The 21,959-nt window shown below is 39.3% G+C and carries 20 protein-coding genes; all 20 read left to right on the forward strand.

The genetic code is table 11. From position 1 onward, the window contains the following. Window positions 1-134 precede the first annotated feature (134 nt). The 20 genes from ACKTS5_RS04730 (at window position 135) to ACKTS5_RS04825 (ending at window position 21,951) form a co-directional block, all read left to right on the forward strand. Window positions 135-1,058: an RHS repeat domain-containing protein gene (locus tag ACKTS5_RS04730; protein ID WP_408042696.1), complete on the forward strand. Its 924-nt coding sequence runs from the start codon at window positions 135-137 to the stop codon at window positions 1,056-1,058. A gap of 442 nt (window positions 1,059-1,500) precedes the next feature. Beyond that, on the forward strand, window positions 1,501-1,779 hold the full coding sequence (locus ACKTS5_RS04735) for a hypothetical protein (protein ID WP_408042697.1): 279 nt from the start codon (window positions 1,501-1,503) through the stop codon (window positions 1,777-1,779). Then, window positions 1,776-2,906, forward strand: coding sequence for an RHS repeat-associated core domain-containing protein (locus ACKTS5_RS04740; RefSeq protein ID WP_408042698.1), 1,131 nt, complete (start codon window positions 1,776-1,778; stop codon window positions 2,904-2,906). The genes ACKTS5_RS04735 and ACKTS5_RS04740 overlap by 4 nt, the downstream gene beginning before the upstream one ends. 9 nt (window positions 2,907-2,915) lie before the next feature. Continuing rightward, the gene (locus ACKTS5_RS04745; RefSeq protein ID WP_408042699.1) at window positions 2,916-3,428 is read left to right on the forward strand and encodes a hypothetical protein; all 513 of its coding nucleotides are present in this window, start codon (window positions 2,916-2,918) and stop codon (window positions 3,426-3,428) included. Window positions 3,429-4,215: 787 nt separating this feature from the next. Next, window positions 4,216-5,133, forward strand: a complete 918-nt coding sequence (locus tag ACKTS5_RS04750) for an ABC transporter ATP-binding protein (protein ID WP_408042700.1) — start codon at window positions 4,216-4,218, stop codon at window positions 5,131-5,133. Between the two features lie 15 nt (window positions 5,134-5,148). Then, window positions 5,149-7,335, forward strand: a complete 2,187-nt coding sequence (locus tag ACKTS5_RS04755) for a redoxin family protein (RefSeq protein ID WP_408042701.1) — start codon at window positions 5,149-5,151, stop codon at window positions 7,333-7,335. 621 nt (window positions 7,336-7,956) lie between these two features. Continuing rightward, window positions 7,957-8,181, forward strand: a complete 225-nt coding sequence (locus ACKTS5_RS04760) for a hypothetical protein (protein ID WP_408042702.1) — start codon at window positions 7,957-7,959, stop codon at window positions 8,179-8,181. 84 nt (window positions 8,182-8,265) lie between these two features. Beyond that, entirely contained in the window at window positions 8,266-9,741 is a 1,476-nt protein-coding gene (locus ACKTS5_RS04765; RefSeq protein WP_408042703.1) for a glycosyl hydrolase family 18 protein, read from the forward strand. Window positions 9,742-9,750: 9 nt separating this feature from the next. Then, window positions 9,751-10,080, forward strand: coding sequence for a hypothetical protein (locus ACKTS5_RS04770; RefSeq protein WP_408042704.1), 330 nt, complete (start codon window positions 9,751-9,753; stop codon window positions 10,078-10,080). A 4-nt stretch (window positions 10,081-10,084) separates the two neighbouring features. Beyond that, the gene (locus tag ACKTS5_RS04775) at window positions 10,085-10,666 is read left to right on the forward strand and encodes a DUF4255 domain-containing protein (RefSeq protein WP_408042705.1); all 582 of its coding nucleotides are present in this window, start codon (window positions 10,085-10,087) and stop codon (window positions 10,664-10,666) included. 3 nt (window positions 10,667-10,669) lie between these two features. Then, the gene (locus tag ACKTS5_RS04780) at window positions 10,670-11,698 is read left to right on the forward strand and encodes a hypothetical protein (protein WP_408042706.1); all 1,029 of its coding nucleotides are present in this window, start codon (window positions 10,670-10,672) and stop codon (window positions 11,696-11,698) included. 20 nt (window positions 11,699-11,718) lie between these two features. After that, on the forward strand, window positions 11,719-13,386 hold the full coding sequence (locus tag ACKTS5_RS04785) for a phage tail sheath family protein (RefSeq protein ID WP_408042707.1): 1,668 nt from the start codon (window positions 11,719-11,721) through the stop codon (window positions 13,384-13,386). Window positions 13,387-13,441: 55 nt separating this feature from the next. Beyond that, complete coding sequence (locus ACKTS5_RS04790; RefSeq protein WP_408042708.1) at window positions 13,442-13,903, forward strand: phage tail protein; 462 nt, start codon at window positions 13,442-13,444, stop codon at window positions 13,901-13,903. 3 nt (window positions 13,904-13,906) lie between these two features. Then, a complete protein-coding gene (locus ACKTS5_RS04795; RefSeq protein WP_408042709.1) occupies window positions 13,907-14,353 on the forward strand; it encodes a phage tail protein in 447 nt (148 codons plus the stop codon). Window positions 14,354-14,356: 3 nt separating this feature from the next. Continuing rightward, window positions 14,357-14,515: a DUF5908 family protein gene (locus ACKTS5_RS04800; RefSeq protein ID WP_408042710.1), complete on the forward strand. Its 159-nt coding sequence runs from the start codon at window positions 14,357-14,359 to the stop codon at window positions 14,513-14,515. Further along, complete coding sequence (locus ACKTS5_RS04805) at window positions 14,516-15,196, forward strand: CIS tube protein (RefSeq protein WP_408042711.1); 681 nt, start codon at window positions 14,516-14,518, stop codon at window positions 15,194-15,196. A 7-nt stretch (window positions 15,197-15,203) separates the two neighbouring features. Next, window positions 15,204-16,997, forward strand: a complete 1,794-nt coding sequence (vgrG, locus tag ACKTS5_RS04810; RefSeq protein WP_408042712.1) for a type VI secretion system tip protein VgrG — start codon at window positions 15,204-15,206, stop codon at window positions 16,995-16,997. Window positions 16,998-17,000: 3 nt separating this feature from the next. After that, on the forward strand, window positions 17,001-17,516 hold the full coding sequence (locus ACKTS5_RS04815; protein ID WP_408042713.1) for a GPW/gp25 family protein: 516 nt from the start codon (window positions 17,001-17,003) through the stop codon (window positions 17,514-17,516). 15 nt (window positions 17,517-17,531) lie between these two features. Beyond that, window positions 17,532-21,206, forward strand: a complete 3,675-nt coding sequence (locus tag ACKTS5_RS04820) for a hypothetical protein (protein ID WP_408042714.1) — start codon at window positions 17,532-17,534, stop codon at window positions 21,204-21,206. Continuing rightward, entirely contained in the window at window positions 21,196-21,951 is a 756-nt protein-coding gene (locus tag ACKTS5_RS04825; protein WP_408042715.1) for a hypothetical protein, read from the forward strand. The genes ACKTS5_RS04820 and ACKTS5_RS04825 overlap by 11 nt, the downstream gene beginning before the upstream one ends. Window positions 21,952-21,959 lie beyond the last annotated feature (8 nt).

The following is a 21,959-nucleotide window of genomic DNA, read 5'->3' on the forward strand; positions in this document are numbered from 1 at the left end:
CTTGAAAATTACCGGAACTGGAGGAGTTACTTCAAATAAAAGAATTGCTGAGGTCATTCAATAAAATGAGGAAAAACCAGATTAGGTAGTTGATGAGATAAAGTAATTACTATACCTTTGGACTCAGATACACAGTGTACAATAATGTAACGAATTCATTAGGTAATAGTGTTGCTCAGAAGTTTGAGGCTAATGGAAAAGAGTTAAACGAAGAACCAGGTATACAATGGCACGACTTCGGGGCTAGGAATTATGATGCTGCTTTAGGTAGATGGATGAATTTAGACCCTCTAGCTGAAAAATATTATGAATACACTCCATATAATTATGTCGGATCAAATCCGATAATAAGAACAGACCCTACGGGTATGGATTGGTATACAGATAAAGATGGTAATTATCATTTTAATCCTGAATTAAATGAAGAAAATTCTAAAGAAATTTTAAAGAAAGGGCAAAAATATGTAGGTCAAGAAAAATTTCTTTTTAGAAGTACTTATAAAGGACAGGGAGTCGGTGGTCAATCTTATATGCTGAATTCAGACGGATCAGTTACAGATTATAACAAAGATGATAATGGTGCCATTGATTCGGGAAGTTCAGTTGAGATTTGGGGTAAAACAATTACTGCGTATGACGACAAACCATCTGAAAACTTAACAAAAAATGGAGACACTTTTAAATCAATTGATGGAAATACTTATAAATTTCAGAACAATGAATGGGTTAAACTATCTGGAAATTTGATGGACGCTTCGTTTTTAAGAGTTGGTTCTACTGGTCTTGTTTCTGCTGGTAACAATACTATTATTATGGATCAGGCTCAAATTACTCAAATGATGAAATCGAACTTAAGTAATTTAACTGATATTCAGGGGTTTACTTCTGGGATGGTGATAGGAACTGTTGTAAGTAAAAAGCCTCCATTACCTAACGGGATTGCTGTAAGTTTGACTATTTTATATAATCAATGTAAAGGACTCTTTGATCAATTAGAACAGAATAAAACACATGATGTAAAAGTAGATAAGGCTAGAAAACAAATAAAAAAGAAATGATGAAAGTAAATAAGATAATAGGGTACTTTATATATTTAGTTGTGTTTTGTTTATTAGCAATACTAGTTAAATATATTTTTATGAGCATGAAAAACGAACAATTAGAAATGTTAGATTATATATTTGGAGGGGGATATGGTTTTATGATGTGGTTATTTTATTTGTTTTCAGGAAGGTTAAATAAATCTTAAATAATAGACATTTAATATTTGTGAATAAGTCTAATTCATCAAATGCTACTGTAGAAGGTAGTTCTTAGTAGTGAAGTAACATAATTAAAATAAACAAGAAGATGAACTTAGGTTCATCTTCTTGTTGTTTAGGGCTATAGTTTATTGGGGGTATTGTAATTTTATAAGGTTTAGAGATATAGGTCAAGTAAGGCTGAACGGGTTCTTATATATACAGACAGGATGCTTTTCGGATAACATTAGCCAAGACAGTGACCGGAAGTTTATCGAGTCCGGTAACCACGGAACACGACGGGAACTATATTTACAACAAGGTTTCGGGGCGTGGAGTGTCGGTGAACTTAGCCTTCTTTTACCACCCGGAGGGCTATGTAAGTAATGATAGTGGAAATTTAAACTATGTATACCAATACAAAGATCATTTTGAGGGCGGAGCGTTAATAAAAGGTAAGGTATACCTTTTTAGCGAACGAGCCAGCTGGCGAGTTGGCAAAGATTATCCTATACCGATGCGAACAAAGATGGAGTGATAACAGCTAGTTCCGAGATTGTTGAGGAAAATAACTATTATCCATTTGGGTTAAAACAAAAGGGATATAACAATGTAGTTAACTCTCTAGGAAATAGTGTTGCACAGAAGTTTGGGTACAATGGAATCGAATTAGAGGAATCTCTCGGGTTAAATCTAATGGAAATGGATTCCAGGCAATACGATTCAGCTTTAGGGAGATTTAATGGAATTGACCCTGTTACACATTATGATTTTTCTACTTTTAATGCTTTTGATAATAACCCTATATTATTTGCTGATCCGTCTGGTGCTGATGCCACTACCTTAGTTAATACATTATGGAATAAATCAGGTTCAGGAGCAACAACTTGGACTAATAATAATGGTACTTTTTCTGATGGTAATGGTAACGATGTAATAGTTGATCCAAATGGTAATGAAGCAAACTTTGCAGATGATTGGTATGCTGCTGTAGATGGTAATCTTGTAATGACAAATGGTACAGATTATCAAGTTTGGAATCCAAATACAGGAAAGTATGAAGCTGGTAGGAAACCTAAACATCATAGGGGATCTTCAGGTATGAATTATGATGAATTTCCTGATGATCTCCAAATTGGAGATACTTATTCTCAATATTTGTATGATCCATATGGAGTTTTATTTACTGCTGCTGGAGATTCAAGAACTTTATTATATTTAGGTGAGGAGAGTTGGTTAGTTGATAAGGATTTTTCGTCCGCAACAAATAGAAAGATCGCAGCAAGTTTCATGACCTTAGGATCTGGTCTAAGATGGGGAGGGAAACTACTTGGTTGGATTTCAAAGTTTAAAGCGGGAAAACAGATAATTTCACTTACTCAAAAAATAGGTAATAAATTAGCAATAAAGCTTAGGCAGACATATGGAGGTAATGTTACGGTAATGAAAAATGGAACTCCTGTTTTTAGAGTTCATCCACCTGGCACTCATGGACAAACGAATGCTTCAGTTTCTTGGTTTAGACAGGGTACTAGTCCTAATAATGGTAGAACTTTTAATATTCCAAATAAAACCACATCTCCATTTGATATGAAAACGCTTAAAATATTAAAAAAAGCATCAAAAGGAAAAGGAGGTTATAGTCTTAAAACAAGAGGAAGATAAAAATAAATTATGGATATAATTTTTATAGGAGTTTATAACTCTAAACAGAAAGATAAATTAGATCACTTAGTAAGCAACTTTAACTCATTAGAGTTAGTTTGGGATTTTCAAAATTATAAACTTGAAAGTGAGGAAGGAATTTCCTTATTAGAGGAGAAATTCAATTTAGAAACTATCGGTATATTAATTAAAAAAGATGAAAAGAAGCCTTTTAGTTCCTATCCTTTAATTTCTGAAATAACAGATTTTGTGATTAATCAAGAAGTTGAAAAACCTATTTTGATGAATTTCTTTGAAGCTCTAAAATCACTAAACATAGATAAACTAATTATTGCCTTTGCTAATGAATGGGATAGAGAGTCTTTGATTCGATTAGAAAATACTCATTTTAATGAAATCACTAATAGGATTAATAATCTTTATGTTTGGTGTGATTGCTATGTTAATCTTGAGAATAACTCCGAAATAAGGATCGATTATTACCCTTTGGTTTTAGATGTAAAAGAAACCCGCTCGCTCTGATATGCCGCACAAGTGATAGCCCAGATAGCTCGGATTTGCCACACGGGTGATAGCGCAGAAATGCTTTCTGTGCCGAGCAAGAGTAAGTAAAACGAAATATAAATTTAGAAAAGCACAGCAGTAGTGTTGTGGTTTTGTTTGTTTTATAACTTGTATTGCTTAATAAGGATAAAGTATTTTTAAATACTATTATTTTCATCTTGTCTTAGATACAAAACGAAACAAAAAATCAAGTCCAAACAAGGAAATTACTGCGTACCGCTCGATTTCGAAATTCCATGCTTTTGTGCTTTCGCACCGCAATTTCATTTCTTCACGCGCTATTTCTTAGTTTGTACAAATACTTACCTTCATAAGGTTACAAGCCGAAGATATATCTGCTCCCACTAGAATCCTTTATGGTGGTAATGACTAAAGAAAAAGGAATTAATTTAAAAAATAATACAAGATAAAGTCACAGCAGAGATGTTGTGATTTCCTGTTTTTGGAAACGAGATGGTTGGTTGTATTTATTAGCATTGCGATTCAGTGAAAAGAAAATTGAATGTTGAGAGTCTTTCTTCGATGCTGCAGGTAAGCGTGAGGAACTCTTTTTTAGTGTAACAAGGAAAGCTATATCTACAAATCGAACAGCTTAAGGCAAAAAACCGATTCATATTCCAAACGCACTTAGTACATGTCGAGTAAAATCAAGAGGTATTCGATCACTGCCCTTGTTTGGTCGATTATATTTTTTTGATTGATGATTCCATAGCACATTTGCTAGTGAATCCAGAAAATATAAGTGATGAGTCAGCAGCCTATCGTTGAAATTAAAGACCTAAGTTTTACGTATCCAGGTGCGAAAAGCCCCGTGATCAAAAATGTAAGCATGCGTATCCCGCAAGGTGCTATTTATGGTTTTTTAGGAGTTAATGGTGCAGGGAAATCAACCATGATGCAATTACTAACGGCCAGTTTAATCCCTGAGAAATCAGTAGACTTACAGTTGTTCGGAACTCCCCTCGAGCAGCAAATACCAGAAGTTTTCAAAAAAATGGGCTGCCTTATAGAGGCCCCAGCATTGTATACTCACCTTACTGCTCGCGAAAATTTACAGGTAGTAGCAAGCTTGAAAGACTCAGCGCCCACAGAGGTGGTAATTGTCCTGCAGCGGGTAGGACTGGAGGCTAAAGCTGATCAAAAGGTCAGCGAATTTTCTATGGGTATGAAACAGCGGTTGGGAATTGCCATGGCTTTGTTAGGGAGTCCTGAGTTATTAATTCTCGATGAACCTCTCAATAGCCTAGATCCACAAGGGGTCATCGATATCAGAACGCTGTTGCGTACCTTGAATGAGGAAGGTGTAACCATTGTGATCTCCAGTCATCTACTCGATGAAATAGAGAAGATATGTACTCATTTGGGCGTACTCGATAAAGGAGCATTAGTTTTTGAAGGATCATTAAACGAGCTACAGCGACAATTTCAGCAACATTTTGACCTGCGTATAGAAACGCAACCCTATGCGTATTGGTACCAATGGATATCCGAGCATTTTCCTGGAATTCCCGTGGAAATTGAAGCGTCAGCATTACTCGTTTCTCCCGCCTCTCAAGAGCAGCAAAATGCTTTACTCATAGCGCTGCTTAAAGCAGGTGCTGTCATAGAGAAACTGACGACACATAAAAGTTTAGAACACCTCTTTTTAAATCTCACGCAATAAGTAGCTACCACCATTATGAATGCAATTACTCAATTTTATAAGGCGTTACAAGCCGAAAAGATAAAAGTTAAAAGAACAGGAATCGTGCTGCTCGCCGTACTTATGGGAGCCTTGTCACCCATCATACTATTTGTATTTCGATGTATGGGCAGTACGAGGTTTATTCCTAAACAGCCACATAACCTGTTTGTGAACTACCTTGAAAACGCGTTGGAGATATTTGCTTATTATTTATTTCCCTTTGCAGTAATCTTGATAGCGAGCCGCTTAGCGTTTTTAGACCACAAGACAAACGGATGGCGTATGCTCGAAAGCTTACCGGTAAAACGCAGCTATTATTATACAGCCAAGTTTACGATACTCGTCCTGAACAATGCAATCATCGTTGCGTGTTTTTTATTGAGTAGTGTACTCTCTGTATATCTGTTGGCATTGCTGAATAAGGTACCTGTAGTAGGGCTACTAGAGTTACCGGTACTGTACGTGTGCGTCTTGTTTTTTAGACTGTGGCTGGGAAGCATATTTTTAGTAGCCTTCCAGTATGGATTGTCAGTGCGCTATTCAAATTTTTTATGGCCTTTGTGTATCGGACTTGTAGGTTTTGGGATAAATGCCTATTTAAATGAAGTGAATCTTGAAGTTAACTGGTTCCCCTATACTGGAATTGCCAATGTGTTTAACCATCCGGAGGGAAGTGCTATCGGACTTGTTTTGACTTATGTTGAATGGATTGCCCTGCTGTTAGGAGGGCTGGGAGTGTATTGGGGAGTATCCCTCTTTGTGGCGAAGTATCGATACACTAAAAAGCTACTGGTGCAAACAGTTGGCGTAATCGTAATGGGAGGGCTGGCGTATACAGTATTGGCCCAACCGAGATATATGGAGAAACATAAAACGACAGTTCTGAAAGGTAGTGTCGTTACAGATGTTCCAGTGACGAAAGTTTGGGTAGTGGAACCCTTCGTAAACGATACCGTTGCAACGATTCCCGTATTGAAGGGAACATTTTATCATCAATTTAAAAAAGAGTTACCCTTGAGCCGTTATGAATTACACTTTGGTCATCGCCTGCGGGCCAAGTTGTATTTTGGTAGTGAGGATAGCTTGAATGTAAAGGTTTTGGGCAATCGTAATCACGTGAAATTGGCAGTGACAGGGACACGGTTGGCTGAAAATACCTGGAACGGACAAAGAAACTATATGACCTGGCTAGGATATCGGTTAAAAGATACCGCAAATCTCATGGAACCTGATGAGTTTTTTAGATTGTTACGTTCAGAATGGTCACAGAACTCAGTATTCTTGGAGAGGTACAAAACTCCTGATAACTTTAGACTTCGCAACGATTTTAAAGCCTTACAAACGACGTTGTTCAAAGCTGAGTTCGACGATAAAATTCAGGAATATCAACAGCGATACAGGCTTAAATACCCCAATAAAAATTTGGTATTTCCAGCAGATTTAAAGAGCCTAAAAGAAGAATTGCCATACAGCAAAGCCATGCTGTTTTCGAGAAGGTATCAGGAGGTTATTAAAGAACAATTACTAAAAAGAGTAGCTGGAGATGAAGATCAGTTAACTAAGTTGATACAAGCTGTTGTCAGCATCAAAGATCGCGCTTTTAAGGAAGCTTACCTGTTTAAAATCTACAGTCAGCAGCTCAATGTGTCGAAAACGACCGATGACGTGGAGCAATGGTTAACCTCCGCTGCAAAAACCATCCATAATACAGTGTTCTTAGAACGATTGACAAATCAGGCGCAAGTGGTGAAGCGTTTAATGAAAGGAGAACCAGCACCCGACTTCAGGGCAGTGGATCGTCAGGGAAACCTTCGGAGCTTACAAGAATTCCAAGGACGTTATGTGCTGATAGATGTTTGGGCAAGTTGGTGTGGTCCTTGTAAACGCGATGCACCCTATTTTGAGAAATATGCAAAACGCTATCAGTCAAAAAAACTTGCTTTTCTTTCGTTGAGTGTTGACCGCAGTAAAACAGATTGGCTTTTAGAAGTTGCCGATAAACCCAAAGAAATCACTCAGTGGCGCGTGGAAAATAAAGATCAGTTCATGCGGCGTTTCAACATACAGTCCATTCCGAGGTACTTACTAATAGACCCGGAAGGAAGGATTGTACACTTGCAGTTGCCCAAACCGACGAAGCCCGCATTTGAGTGGATACTCAAAAAGGAACTTGGAATCTGATAAAACAGCACAGCGTGTTTTCGCATTTAATTGGTGAAGACACGTTGTTTTTTGTCCCTTTTGGTTCTGTATGGTGCCTGAAGGAAATAAAATAATCAAAAACTTTTTTCGTTTCTTAAGGTCTAAATAGAGGTGCTGCATGTCTGGAAGCAAGATTCTTACCAAAAAAGAGGCTTGTTTGCTTACAAAAGCATCTAAAATAGAGGGAAATTATTAATAGTACTCCTAACATTGGTAAAGAACCAGTTTGAATTTTTAAGCAGAATGATCAATCTGGTTTACAAAACCAAAATAAAATGAAAATTTATTAATAGAATAATGTTAAAAGGAGAGGGGCGAAAGCTTTGGCCTTATCAAAAAATAAGTATATTTACCTCCAATTATAGATATATAGAATACCCCCGAAAGGATATCGAATACCTATTAAGCTTCAAAAAAGCCTAATAACTTTCCATATAATTCTCAATATCTATACACCTTAAATTAGCAGACATTTTAGCTCTAACCAGTAGGTTAGAAGAAACTTGTGTCAATTTGCGATGAGTGGTCGTGAGTTGAGGGTGTATAGTAATGTCCATTTTTTAATGGCTTGAATTGTATAGTAAGTTAAATTGATTTGTAATGAGTTACAAAAGTGCTTTTTTAATGCTTGTCTTCTATTGGAGTGTCGCGATATCTTCGCAGGCGAGAGTATGGGCTTCCATACCTTTTCAAGATACTCCCAAAGCAACCAAAAAGAAAACGGCAGTAGGCAAGTTTATCTATAGTATCTTTCACCATAACGACTCTGCAAAACAGGCTAGGAAATTTATACATCAGCATCACAAGTTGCTGAAAGACAAGTAATCTTCAACCTTCATTGAAACACTGAGTCCGGTAAAGGCCGTAGCCGCAAATACACCGCATAATTTTCAGTTAAAATACGAAGTATTGGGATGGTACCCTTATTGGGAAAAAGACTATTATAAAAAGCTGAATTTATCACTACTTACGACCGTAGCCTATTTTTCGTACGAGGTAAATCCGAAAACCGGAGACCCCATTAGTGTTCACGATTGGGAAACAACTCCATTTATTGACACGCTCAAAACCAAAGGGAAAAGAGTGTTGTTAACTGTGAGTAATTTTGGGTTGCACAACAATAAGCGCTTTCTAAAAAATACTTCGGCTACCGAAGTGTTGATTGCGAACTTGATTAAATTGCTTAAAAAGCGAGGGGCTCATGGAGTGTGTATCGACTTCGAAGGGGTGTCTAAAAATGAAAAAACAGCGTATACGAACTTTTTGTTAACCCTCTCTAATAGACTCAAACAAGCAGATAAAAATTATCAGATCTACATGACCGTTCCCAATGTCAATTGGAGTGATGCAATTGATTTTAAAGCGATCAATCAGGCTATTGATTGTTTTGTAATTATGGGCTATGATTATTACGGTAAAGAGAGTAAAGTAGCGGGGCCAGTGGCCCCTATGGCAAGCGCGAAAACGTGGGAGCCATTCAACTTGACAACTACGGTTGATTACTATACCAAAAACCTTCCGAGCACGAAAATTTTATTGGCCTTACCTACCTATGGAAGTTTGTGGGAAACCAAAGATCTCAACTTGCAATCGAAGGTGAAAAAGTTTTTGGGGAGCAGGACGTTTAGCTATATCAAAACAAATATTGAAAAAAATGAGGCGGTATATATAGAGCCTATTAGTAAAAGTGCTTACAGCGTATATGCCGTAAAGGGCAAAAAAACAACCTACCGACAGTGTTGGTTTGAAAATGCTACTAGCTATGAGTACAAAACTCAGTTGATAAAAGATAAAAAGCTGCGAGGTCTGGGAATTTGGGCCCTGGGCTATGCAAAAGGATACAGTGATTACTGGGATGTAATTGCGAAACAACTCGGAGGAGTTCCAACGGCAACGACGGCTGGTGGTGGTTTGGCCGCTGGTGGTTTTGCAGGTGTCGGTGGAGGTACTGGAAGCAATGGGTTGGCGAGTAATACGGCTAATGGGGTAAATGCCCAGCAGTCGCCGACGGTAGTTTCCGCTGTGGTAAACACTCTTGGACTCAGAGACCCTAATAGTAAAATAAACAGAGTCGAAAAGAAACTGGTAACCGTAACCAATTATAAAACCATACTGTTATACGTAATGTCATTCGTGATTTTCTTTGCCTGTGTCGGGTTTGTAATTGCCATGTTTTCTGCCAATACAAGAAATAATTTTTTCAATAATGCAGCTTTAAAGAAATACTATGCCGCAACGGTATTGGTTTTGTTGATTGTCGTGTTTCGCATGCAAAATTGGATTACAAATGGAAATGTGCATATGATTATTGGTTTTGTGACCGGAGCCTATGCTTTTTACTTGATCAATAAATACATAGAGGAAAAACAAAAGGATTTACCGTAAATGGAGAAAATGCAGTTAAATACCAAAAGCTTACAGCAGGATACTGGAAAGTTTAAGAAGATTTTAAAAATGGTTCAAAAGACTGTTTCTAAGGAGTTCTTATGGATACTTTTTGTCGTGATTTTGAGTATTCCGTTAGCCTTAATTGTGTCCTATATCATCAGTGCCGATGCCAAATGGATCAATGCGCAAGTAGCGAAAGACTTTGAAGAAGTAGCGCAAATAATCAGTACCCAACACCCGCGATTTACGGTGGTGTTTGGCCTTTGTGCTGCCGGAATTTATTTTGCCAGAATGGTAGCGGCCGCGGTTAAAAATATGTTGGAGGATAAAAAATAGAAGTATGCTGGATAAGGTATTAGTGTTTATAAGTGATTTGTTGAATAAGGAACTAAAAATGGCCTTCGGATTAACCGACGATGTGGTCGTGGTAAGCAGTCTTATCAACCTCGACGGAACCATAACTCAAAACATAGAAAACAAAGTCATTTTATCGGTGATCAATCTTGAACAAGAACGCACCGTTAAAACGCAACAAGAATATTTGATGACAGGGTCAGGAGGGTTTAATAGAGTAAATCCACCAGTGTTTTTGAACATGTATTTGTTGGTGTCGGCCAATTATAATGCAGCCAATTATATCGAAGCTCTCAAGATGCTTTCAGCCGTGATCGGAATTTTTCAGACGTCAAAAGTCTTTACTCCAGAAAACAGCCCTGAACTCGACAATTCAATTGAACGATTGATTTTTGAAATATACAATGTGCCCATTCAGGAGTTGAGTCATTTATGGAGTGGTATCGGAGCAAAGTACGTGCCCTCAATGGTGTATAAAGTTCGCATGATAGGAATCCAAAAAGGACAAGTAAAAGGACAAGTGGCGGGTGTAGGACACTTACAGTCAAATACAAAAAAAAGTGAATAGTAAATGAGTAGTACGCAACAACATTGGTTTACACTGAGTTTGGCACATACCTATTTTGCCGAACAACAATGTAGAGTGTTTGAGGTAAAACCCACCCCGAGTACTCTCCGAATTTTAAAAAATTACGGAATACGCTTGCAAATGATAGGGAGCGTTATTCGCCTGCACGCTGAGGTAAGTCCTAATAGACAAGTATGGGAAGAACTCGCTACCGCGGAGGACCTCTATTTTCAATTGGTAAATACAGATCCAACTTTCGATAATTATACAGAGGTGGTACTTCCTAAAAAAGAAGATACGGTTGCTTATATGACCAATGCTGAGGTTAGCAATCGCCTTCACGAAGTAGATGCGACCATACCTACGTACAACCTGCCTATTTCTCCACTTCGTTTCGGAGTAGAGGTCGACAAAGATGCAGTGAATACCATACAACTAAAGCAGGGAGGACAGGTAGTGTACGAGGTGGTATCATTAAAAAAACAAGGAACGGCGCGTGTTGATATTTCGGCGCTTGGGCAAGGGGTATACGAGTTGTGGGTTGACGGGGATAAAAGACAACAATTTTTTGGGACCACCGATAGTCTAGAGTCCCAAGTATACGGATTGGTTCATATTAATATGAGAAATAGCGTAGAATCGTTAAAAGAAAATGCGATTCCAGAACTAAAAGTACAGTTTCAGGCACGAAAAACCTACCGTGAGTACGTCGTAGTGCTGTCTCCTGAAAAGATGATAGAAATTAAAAACATGGAAGTGGCGGGGACGAGTACCGAATTGTACGGTGAAATTGAAAAAAAAGAAATCATCGAAGGGCAAGGACTAACGGATGTCTTTAGGACTACCCAGCCCGTACCCCTCAGACAAAAGGCAACGGAGCATCCCGTACTAAAAATTCAGTACGTAAATCAATATTCAGATGTGATGTTGGATTTGGATATCAAACTGCCTGTGGCAGATGCTTCTATGGTGATCAATAGAAAGAAAAACAATGAGGATATTTATGTATCTCAAACAATAATTTATGTCTAACCTTTAAAAAAAAAAGACGAATGTCAGTAACAGAAATGAAAACGCCCGGAGTGTACATTCAAGAATTGGATGCATTTGGAAATGCGGTGGTACCTGTACCAACGGCGATTCCAGCATTTATTGGATACACGGCGAAAACCAGTTACAACGGTAAAAACCTGGTGAACAAAGCAGTGAGAATTACTTCATTGGCAGAGTTCAACGCGATTTTCGGAAGCCAGCCACCACAAATTCAATTTGGGGTAACGGTTGCCGGAGCACCTGCAGCAGATGCAAAGCCAGCACCAACCGACAATTCAAAGAAAAAAGGAGGAGATGCCCCTAAGGCAGACCCAGCAGCAGCAAAAGGACCCGCAGCCCCTGCCGATTTCCACATCGGAACAGATGCGTATTCCTTGGCGACAACAACGGTAAACTACCGCTTGTTTAGTGCTATCAAGTTTTTCTACGAAAATGGAGGAGGTACTTGTTATATCGTGTCTACAGGAGCGTATGATTACAGTGCAACGGCATTGACATCAACCAAGCCTTTTACCGATGCCTTAACGGTTTTAGAGAAAGAAACGGAACCAACCATGATTGTGATTCCAGACGCAGTAGAATTAGCCGATACTACGCAAACAGACCTGTCTAAAAAGTACGCTCTTTGCTATTCTTTGCAAAAGGACGCGATTAACCACTGTGGTGAATTAGCAACTCGTGTGGCAATTTTAGACGTACCAGGTGGGTACAGCGAGCCGTTGGTAGGAACTACTAGCGTGGAAGCTTTTAGAGATAATGTAGAGCCAATTTTACCGAAGTTTAATAGCTATGCGGCTACCTATTATCCTTGGTTACACACGACTATCAATCAGTTGACTGATATTTCTTATAAAAACATTGCACCTGCAAGTTATCCTGCAGTTAAAGCAATGCTCAACAAGGAATATCCTAATGTGATTGATCCAAAAACCAAAGCGAGTGTGCCAAATCCGATCAACAAATACATCGATGCGTTGTTTGGAGCGAAACCAGCAACCGATGAGGTAGCACAGGGAAAGGCCGATACCGTACTTAAAAACTTAAGTGCTTCGTATAAGTTGTTATTAAATCACATGTTAGAGAAGTTGAACTTGATGGCACCGAGTGCTGCGATGGCCGGACTCTATACTGTTGTTGACAACAACGAAGGAGTATGGGTTGCCCCTGCAAACATAGGTGTTCAAGGAGTAATTTCTCCATCAATTAGAATCGATTTAAAAGGTCAGGAAGATCTCAATATGCCTTTAGACGGGAAGTCTATTTGTGCTATCCGTTCATTCCCAGGAAAGGGCGTGTTGGTTTGGGGAGCGAGAACCCTTGATGGAAACTCTAACGATTGGCGTTACATCAACGTACGTAGAACGTTGATTTACATTGAGCAATCGGTAAAAGAGGCTGCCAGTGCGTATGTCTTTGCTCCAAACGACGCAAAAACATGGGTATCTGTAAAAAGTATGATTAGTAATTTCTTATTGGGCTTGTGGAACCAAGGAGGATTGGTTGGACCGAAACCAGCAGATGCCTTCTCTGTAACTGTAGGTTTGGGGAGTACCATGACCGGTGATGATATTTTGAATGGACGTATGATTGTCGCTGTAAAAGTGGCGGTATCGCATCCTGCAGAATTCATCGAAATTACCTTCCAACAAGAAATGCAGAAAGGATAAAAACTAGTAAATCGAATCTAAAAAAGAATAAAATAACCACTAAAACATAACTATTATGGCAGATGACGGATCAGCACAAGGCTCAATATGGCCATTAACTAAATTTTATTTTACAGTTAGTTTAGGCTCTCAAGACAATACCGCTTCGTTTCAAGAAGTATCAGGTTTAGATACCGAAACACAAGTTGTAGAATACCGACATGGTGATAGTAAAACCTTTAGTACGATAAAAATGCCAGGATTGGCGAAATTTAGTAACGTAACACTTAAAAAAGGGGTGTTCGTGAAGGATAACAACTTCTGGAAATGGTATGATGCTATTAAAATGAATACCATTAAAAGAGAAACTGTAGTGATCAAATTATTAGACGAAAAAGGATCACCTACAATGACTTGGACATTAACCAATGCTTGGCCAACAAAAATTACCGCTACCGATTTAAAGTCGGAAGCAAATGAGGTGGCTATAGAAACCTTAGAATTGGCTCACGAAGGCTTGACTATTGCTAATAGTTAACATATGAGTGATTATCCAATACCTGGGTTTTATTTTAGACTCACATTTCCATTGGAATTAGGACTTGCCGATACTTCTTTTAAAGAAGTGTCAGGCATGTCCATGGAAATGGGAATAGAAGAAATCGAAGAAGGCGGGGAAAATCGGTACAAACACCGAGTACCTACCGGAGCTAAATATCAGAATTTGGTGTTGAAACGCGGAGTTACGTCGAGTATCTCTGCTTTGTCTTTATGGTGCCAAGCTACGATTGGTGGCGGTTTGAGCTCTTCTATTATTACCCAAACAGTGATCGTAAGTTTGTTGAATGAAAACAGTTTCCCGATAAAAAACTGGAGTTTTGTCAACGCTTGGCCTGTAAAATGGGAGTTTTCACCATTGAATTCCATGAATAATGAAATATTAATCGAGTCACTTGAATTGTCGTACGATTATTCCATAGTTATATAAAAGATGCCCATAGAAATAAGAGAATTAGTGATTAAGGTGAAGGTGGAAGAAAATAACACACAGCCTACCGAAGCCATCGATATGAATGCCTTGAAAGAAACGGTTGCTAATTTGTGTAAGAAAGAAGTAAAGAGACAGTTGCAAAAACTAAAAGAACGCTAGATGTCAAAAGATCTAATGACCATCACTGCGTATTCCGATAACGAATACTCAAGTCAAACCGGTGACAGTTGTACGGTGCAAATTAATCCTGCATCTTATTCCCACGAACACAGTATTGAATACAACAAGTTTCAGCCTGTGGGGTCGCCTGGTACCTCGGTTTGGTATAAAGGAACACCGCCCGAAAAAGTGTCGTTCGATATTTTTTTCGATGCTACAGGGGCAATCAGTTCAAGTAGTTTGAGTAGTTTGTTGTCGACCAATACACCAGTGGCCGATCAGATAGATAGCTTTAAAAGTACCTGTTTTACGTATAACGGAAGTATCCACGAACCCAATTACCTGCTCCTCTCTTGGGGAACCTTGGTGTTCAAGTGTAAGTTGGTGTCTATGAATATTTCCTATACCCTGTTTCAAAGTGATGGTACTCCCTTGCGAGCAAAGTTGAGCGTGGCTTTTGAAAGTGCTATCTCTGCTGATGATATCGCCGCGGAGGCCGACAATCAGTCCCCCGATTTAACCCATTATATCGAGGTGAAAGAAGGAGATACCTTACCCTTATTGTGTTATAAAATATACGGAGATAGTAGCTACTATACCGAAGTAGCATCGTATAACAAGTTGTTGAATTTTAGAAATTTGGTACCGGGAACCAAATTGTATTTACCCCCCTTAAAGTAAAGAGTCCATGGCAAGCTCACCCATTATTAGCGGAAATAACCTCGTGTCTTTTACCATTACCTCAGAAGGAGCAGCAATCCCTGAGTCGTATGGTATTATGAGCGCGAGTATTACCCAAGAAATAGATTCGATTGCACAGGCTCAAATTACTGTTCGCGATGGAAACCCGTCGAAACAAATGTTTGAAATAGCCGATGCAACGACCTTCAAAATTGGAAATACCATTGAAATTGCACTGGGATATGCCAATGATACCACCACTATTTTTTCGGGAGAAGTAACCAAACAATCCATAAAAATAGACGAAGGTGGTACAACCTTTCAGGTTACCTGTAAAGACGCTTTGATAAAAGCAGTAAAAAGTAAAAGTAAGGTAGTCTTAACAGATTCCTTAGATAGCGACGCTATCAAACAGATTGCGGGGAATTTAGGAGTGAGTGTAGATATCACCGATACCACCGTAACGAAAGAAAAAATTATACAATATCAGGCCACGGATTGGGACTTTATAGTGAGCAGAGCGCAGCGAAACGGAATGGCAGTTGTGACCGATAACGGTTCGTTGAGCATTAGTGAAATATCCGTGGACAGCGAAGCCGTACTCGAATTAGAATACGGTCGTGATATTATGGAGATGGACGTAGAATTAGAGGCTGAAGAACAGCTCAACTCCATCGCTTACAATTCTTGGTCTTTGTCTGATCAGGCTTCTGTGAGTTCAGATGCTACAGAACCCTCGGTAAATGATCAAGGAGATGTGTCCGAGTCTGATTTGGAAGAGGTAATCGATGTCGATGAAACAATTTATACCTCGGTACCCCTTACCCAAGATGAAACTCAAGAATTGTCAGATGCCATGCTTTTGAGGTTGCGCATGTCTAAGTTTCGTGGGAGCATTACCTTTCCGGGGTCGGCAGCAGTAAAACCCAATACCCTGATCACCTTAAAAGGATTGGGAGAACTGATGGATGGAGACGCCTATGTATCTAGTGTACATCACAATATAACAGGAGGAAAGTGGATTACCGAAGTTCAAATAGGGGTTGTTCCTGAATTTCACAATCAGAAAGTAAAGAGTAATCCTTCGGAACCCCAAATTAAAGATACCTTAATTGATGTAAAAGGATTACAGGTGGGGATCGTACAAGATGTTTATGACGAAGATGGAGGTGAGTTTCGCGTGCAGGTAGAAATTCCTATGCTAAATGATACCACTGAATTTGTATGGGCACGCTTGGCTTCCTTTTACGCGAGTAATTCCTTTGGAGCCTATTTTTATCCCGAAGTAAACGATGAGGTAATCCTCGGTTTTATCGATGGGAACCCTGCGTATCCGGTGGTGCTAGGAAGTATGTACAGTAGTGCCTTACCACCAGCCGAATCCTTACAGCCAGCTGATAGTAATAACAATCTAAAGGCCTTGTTTACCAGGAGTAATTTACAAATGCAGTTTGATGATGAAAACATTATCATGACTTTCCTAACACCCAACGGAAATACAATGGTGTTAAGTGATCAGGATGAGAGTATTACCATCACCGATCAAAATAGCAATCAAATACTAATGAATGGTGATGGAGTAACGATTACAAGTGCTTCTGCAATGACCATAAAAGCAACCGACGATATGACCATACAGGCCTCGTCTATAACCATGACTGCTGACAATGATATCAGTATCAGTGGTAATGGTATCACAGTTTCTGCTGATGATTCCTTGTCAATGAGTGGGTCGAGTAGTGCCGATTTGAGCAGTAGTGGTGATACGAGTATCAGCGGAAGTACGGTTAATTTAAACTAACATATGAAAGTAAATAATAAAGACACGGAAAAGCACAACCTATTTTTAGGTACCGGTTGGAGTTTTCCTCCAACTTTTCACAAAGAAAGCTCTTTGGGCGTTGAAATGGTGTCTAATGAACGAGATATTCAACAATCGTTGCATATTTTGCTCAATACAAAACTCGGTGAACGCATTATGACACCGAGGTATGGGTGTGATATTTATACCTATTTGTTCGATACAATTTCGAATTCACGGGTACATGTGATCACCGAAATGATTCGTACCGCAATCCTCCGATATGAGCCTAGAATTAAACTGATCAAGGTATATGTCGATGAATCGGAGTATTTGGACGGAGTGATTAAGATAAATTTAGATTATAGAATTCCCCATACCAATAACCGCTTTAATTTGGTGTTCCCGTATTATAAAATTGAAGGGACGGATATTCCTAAATTGTTTAAGAAAACCCCAAAGCAACCTACGAGTTTGGCCGAATTAGTAGCGCTGCATAAATCGAAGAATAACCAGTAAGCTCATGGATAGCGAATGATGGAAAGAAGGAAAGGAACCATACAGCGTCGACGAGTTGAGAATCAGTTATTGAATCAGGAATTCAAAATTGATGAACGCTCCTTTGACGATTTGTTAGCGTATATAAGTGACTATGTAGCCTATATTAATTTTTATACCACCGAGAATGTAATCGATGGAAATTGGCGCAGCCTTATTGAGCAAGACCCACTTATCTATATCATAGGTATTGTTAAAGAGCCTATCAGCGACCTGCGTCTTGATGAACAAGACTCCGCAGTGGTAATCCCCGTGATGCTAAATTGGTACTACCGCATTGAAGGCTGGTACCAACAACTCTTGCATTTTGAAGAGCTCGTACTTGCCGATAAAATTAGGAATGTGTTGTACGATGTGTTGGAGCGTAAAAAAGACCTGTTACAAGCGGCGTTGGAAAACCAAGAGCGCAGTAGTGACGAAACCAGTTCTTTTGCTTCTACCTTGCAGTCCTATACCAATCCGGATGGACGTGGAACCGCTTTAGATTTGTCGGAAATGGTGCATACCTTCCGCAAAATGGTCATCTATATTCAAAATTTTACCAGTGCCTACGTAAAGGCGACATTGTTTGATAAAGATAACCATTTGCCTAACAATGCGATGTATATCGCATTTAGCATTTTAGTAAAGAAAATTCAAGATCAGCTCAATACCCTTGGGCAACGTCATCTCGACTTTTATTATAAAGAGGTGCTGAAACAGACTCCGAGTGAAGGTATTGAGACCAAATCAGTGGTTTGTTTTGATCTTATTCCTATATCAAAGGGGGCCTTGATTCCAGAAAAAACCCAACTTTCCGCGGGGAAACTGTTTGGGAGTAAAAAAAATACACTATTTGAAACGGTAAAACCACTGTTGGCAGTGCCTACGGTGATTGAAACGGTTCAGGCCTTCTATCTAAATCAAAGCCCGTTTATAAAAGTAGGAACTCAATACCCTACCATAGCAAATATTGTTAAAAATACCTTTGTCAGCAAAGGAAAACCGCAGGTAGTAGCGAACAGTTCGTTGTTCGGAGCTGATGAAAATTCAATTATAGATTCTGAAATCACAGAGAGCACCACTACGGATATCGGTTTTATGATCGGTTCCCAGGTGTTGTTTTTGGAGGAGGGCCGTCGCCAAATTACCTTGGTGTATCGCCTGGAAAAAGAATCGGCAAAGAACAGTTTGTGGAGGTTGCTACACGAAATGGAAGTCAATCAGGATTTGCCCATGGATATCGTGTTTAACGATGTTTTTGAAAAGGCTTTTGACATCGCCTATACCTCGCAAAAAGGTTGGGTGGTACTCGACGATTATTACGTAACTTTTGAGGAAGCGACTGATGAATTTAGGTTAAAGTTTGTACTTGAAAATACAGCGCCCGCAGTAGGATTGTTAGCAGGGGAATCACAGTTTGATTGGCCCATGATTCGTGTGGTGCTCTCAGAGTATGCACCGATTTATGCCTATTCTTATTTGAAGGGAGTGCGTATTGAAGAGCTGCGAATTGATGTGACCGTAGAAGGCATGAAAAACTTATCAGTGTATTCCGATGTTGGAAAGCTACCCTTAACGAAATCCTTCCCGATTTTTGGAAAACACCCCGAAGTGGGGAACCACCTATTGATAGGGAAAAGTGAATTGTTTAAAAAGGAATTGGATGCTCTCGATATCCATATCGAATGGGAACAAGTACCCGAGGATTACGGTGGATTTGAAACCTATTACCAAGGGTATTCGAAACCCTTTAGCAACAGTTCCTTTTTAGTGAATATCTCAGCCTTGTCCAATGGCTTTTGGATTCCTCAGCTGGAGCACGAGCGCGAAGTCACTACTTTGTTTAGTACCGTTCCGGCAAGAACTCCTGAAGGTTATGAAAGTATTTTACTGAGCAAACATCGTATTTTGAGTTTGCAAAACTTAGCCAAGTATCAGCTGAACAAAGATTTTCGCCTACGCGATCCATTGGTGTATGATATCCATGCCAATGACGGGTTTTTTAAATTGACTTTTTCAGCACCTCAAGAAGGTTTCGGAAAAGATTTGTACAAAGAAGACTATTTGCGCATTGCTACTTTTAATGCACAAAATAACGGACGAGAACCCTTGCCGAACAAGCCTTTTAATCCAAAGGTAAAGCAATTGACCTTGAGTTATCGAGCGAGCGACACGATTTATTTTAACAATTCTTTCGACGGTAGTTCTGATAATTTATTGGGCGCATACATACATATCACACCGTTTGGATTGCAGCAGACGGTGCAAGATAGCAAGGTGTTTAAAGACACGATGTTGTCTAATTTTGAAGGGGAAGGCTATTTGTATTTGAAATTGAAAAAAGTACAACCCGATACGACCATTACTTTGTTTTTTGATTTGGAAAGTAGTGTTGCCAGCCAGTGCGAAACCCCCAATAATATTCGTATCGAATACAAAAAACTCGATCAATGGGTGGCACTGCCCAAAAAGAATGTAGTATCAGACAGCACGGATCAGTTGAGTAAAGCCGGGATTGTAGAGTTATTAGTACCTCATTTTTCAACTGAATTTGCTTCTGATGAAATAGAATTCCGCTTTGTAGCGTTTCACGAAGCATTCCGCTATCCGGTGCTTAAAGGGATTTATCCCAATGCCGTTGAGGTCGTAGGGATTGATTCAGAAGAAACACATATAGGGAAAAAAGTACCTGCCGGAAGCATTCGAAAATTGACTGCTAAAATAGCCGACGTCAAAAAACTTACCCAGCCTCAAGATTCCTTTGGAGGAAAGTTGCCAACCAGTCCCGAACTTTTTTATACGGAAGTAAGCGAGCGTTTGCGCCATAAGGATCGAGCTTTGACCATCTGGGATTACGAACATTTGATATTGCAGTACTTCCACGAAGTAATGGCTGTAAAGTGTACGAACTTAAACCAGTTTTTTAAGCCTCAAGCGGGAAAAGTGCGTTTAGTGGTGCTTTCCAACCAGTGGAAACACGATAAGCATCATTATTTTAATGTCAATGAATTGGCTATTATCCATGAATTTATTCGAAAAAAAGCCAATTCGTTTATCAAAATACACGTACAGAATCCAGTAGTAGAGTGGCTGTTGGTGACCTGTATCGTCACCTTTGAAGCAAATGAGCAAGGAGGCTATTTTATCAATGCACTCAATGAAGAACTCAATAAGTACCTCTGCCCAGTAACTCATGACGCAACGACCAATGTTGAAGGTATAGGGGGGACTGTAGTTCCGAGGATGCTCAAGAGTCACCTAGAAAATTTATCCTATATCCAGTCGGTACAAAAGCTGGAAATAGAACACATAATAAAGAAGGGGATTGATAATTATTCTTTGAAAGTCCACAAAGAAAGTGAGGAAATAAAACCCACAACTCCCTGGTCCATGTTAGTGCCTAAATTGAGGCATAACATTTATTCATCAGCTATTTTAGAAGATGAAACGATTACCGAAATAGAAAGTCAAAATTTCCGCATTGGATTGGATTACATCATTGCCGATGATGCCGAAGAGCCTCAGGAAATTACGTTTTCACCCGATGAAGAAACTCCGCTGGAAGCATTTGATGAAACGGATGAAGAAGTGCGTGAAGAAGCCTTGACCACTATTTTGAATTTTAAATTAAACAAGCATTCAACCAAACAGAAAGACAGTGAAAATTAAGCTACTGAACAGACAAAGTTTAAAGGTATTGTTTACCGCTGGGGCAAGGCCTAAAGAGAGTAATTTCTTTAGCCTAATTGATTCTATGGTAAACAAGGTAGATGATGGTATTTCTAAAACCGAAGAAGACGGATTAATCCTATCTCCCGAAGGTAAAGAATCGGATCGCGTGATTAGCGTATATCAAAATGTAGAAGACGAACTACCCCAGTGGAGTGTTTCCTTACAACAAAAAGAAGACCGTTCATTAAGTATAGAGGCGCCGGTGACTAAAAATGATCAAAAGACAGTCATGTCGTTTCAGAAGTCAGGTGAAGTCGGTATCGGTACGCAAAAGCCGCGTACAACACTTGAAGTTGCTGGAGTATTAGGAGCTGAAACTCGTGTCGGAACCTATAAAATAGGACAGGTTAAGGCCGATGGTGAATGGCATAGTATCGTCACTGATTTAGACGGATGCATGGCTTTCGAAATCATGGCCCAAGTGGGTAAGAAAAAAACCGGCCGCTATGCCCTAATGCATGCACATGCACTGAGTACTTTTGGTAAATCACATCATAAAATTCGAAAAACCCAAGCTCACTACGGATGGTTTTGGAATAAAATCGATATACGATTTACGGGGAGTACGTATAATTACAAGCTACAACTTCGTACCCGTTCGAATTACGGCCCCGGACATATGATTAACTATCACATCACCAAACTTTGGGATGCCAATATGGATGCCCTGTTTAACGAATAGTCAGCTGA

The sequence above is a fragment of the Tenacibaculum litopenaei genome, assembly GCF_964514025.1.
In the GTDB taxonomy this organism is placed as follows: domain Bacteria; phylum Bacteroidota; class Bacteroidia; order Flavobacteriales; family Flavobacteriaceae; genus Polaribacter; species Polaribacter litopenaei.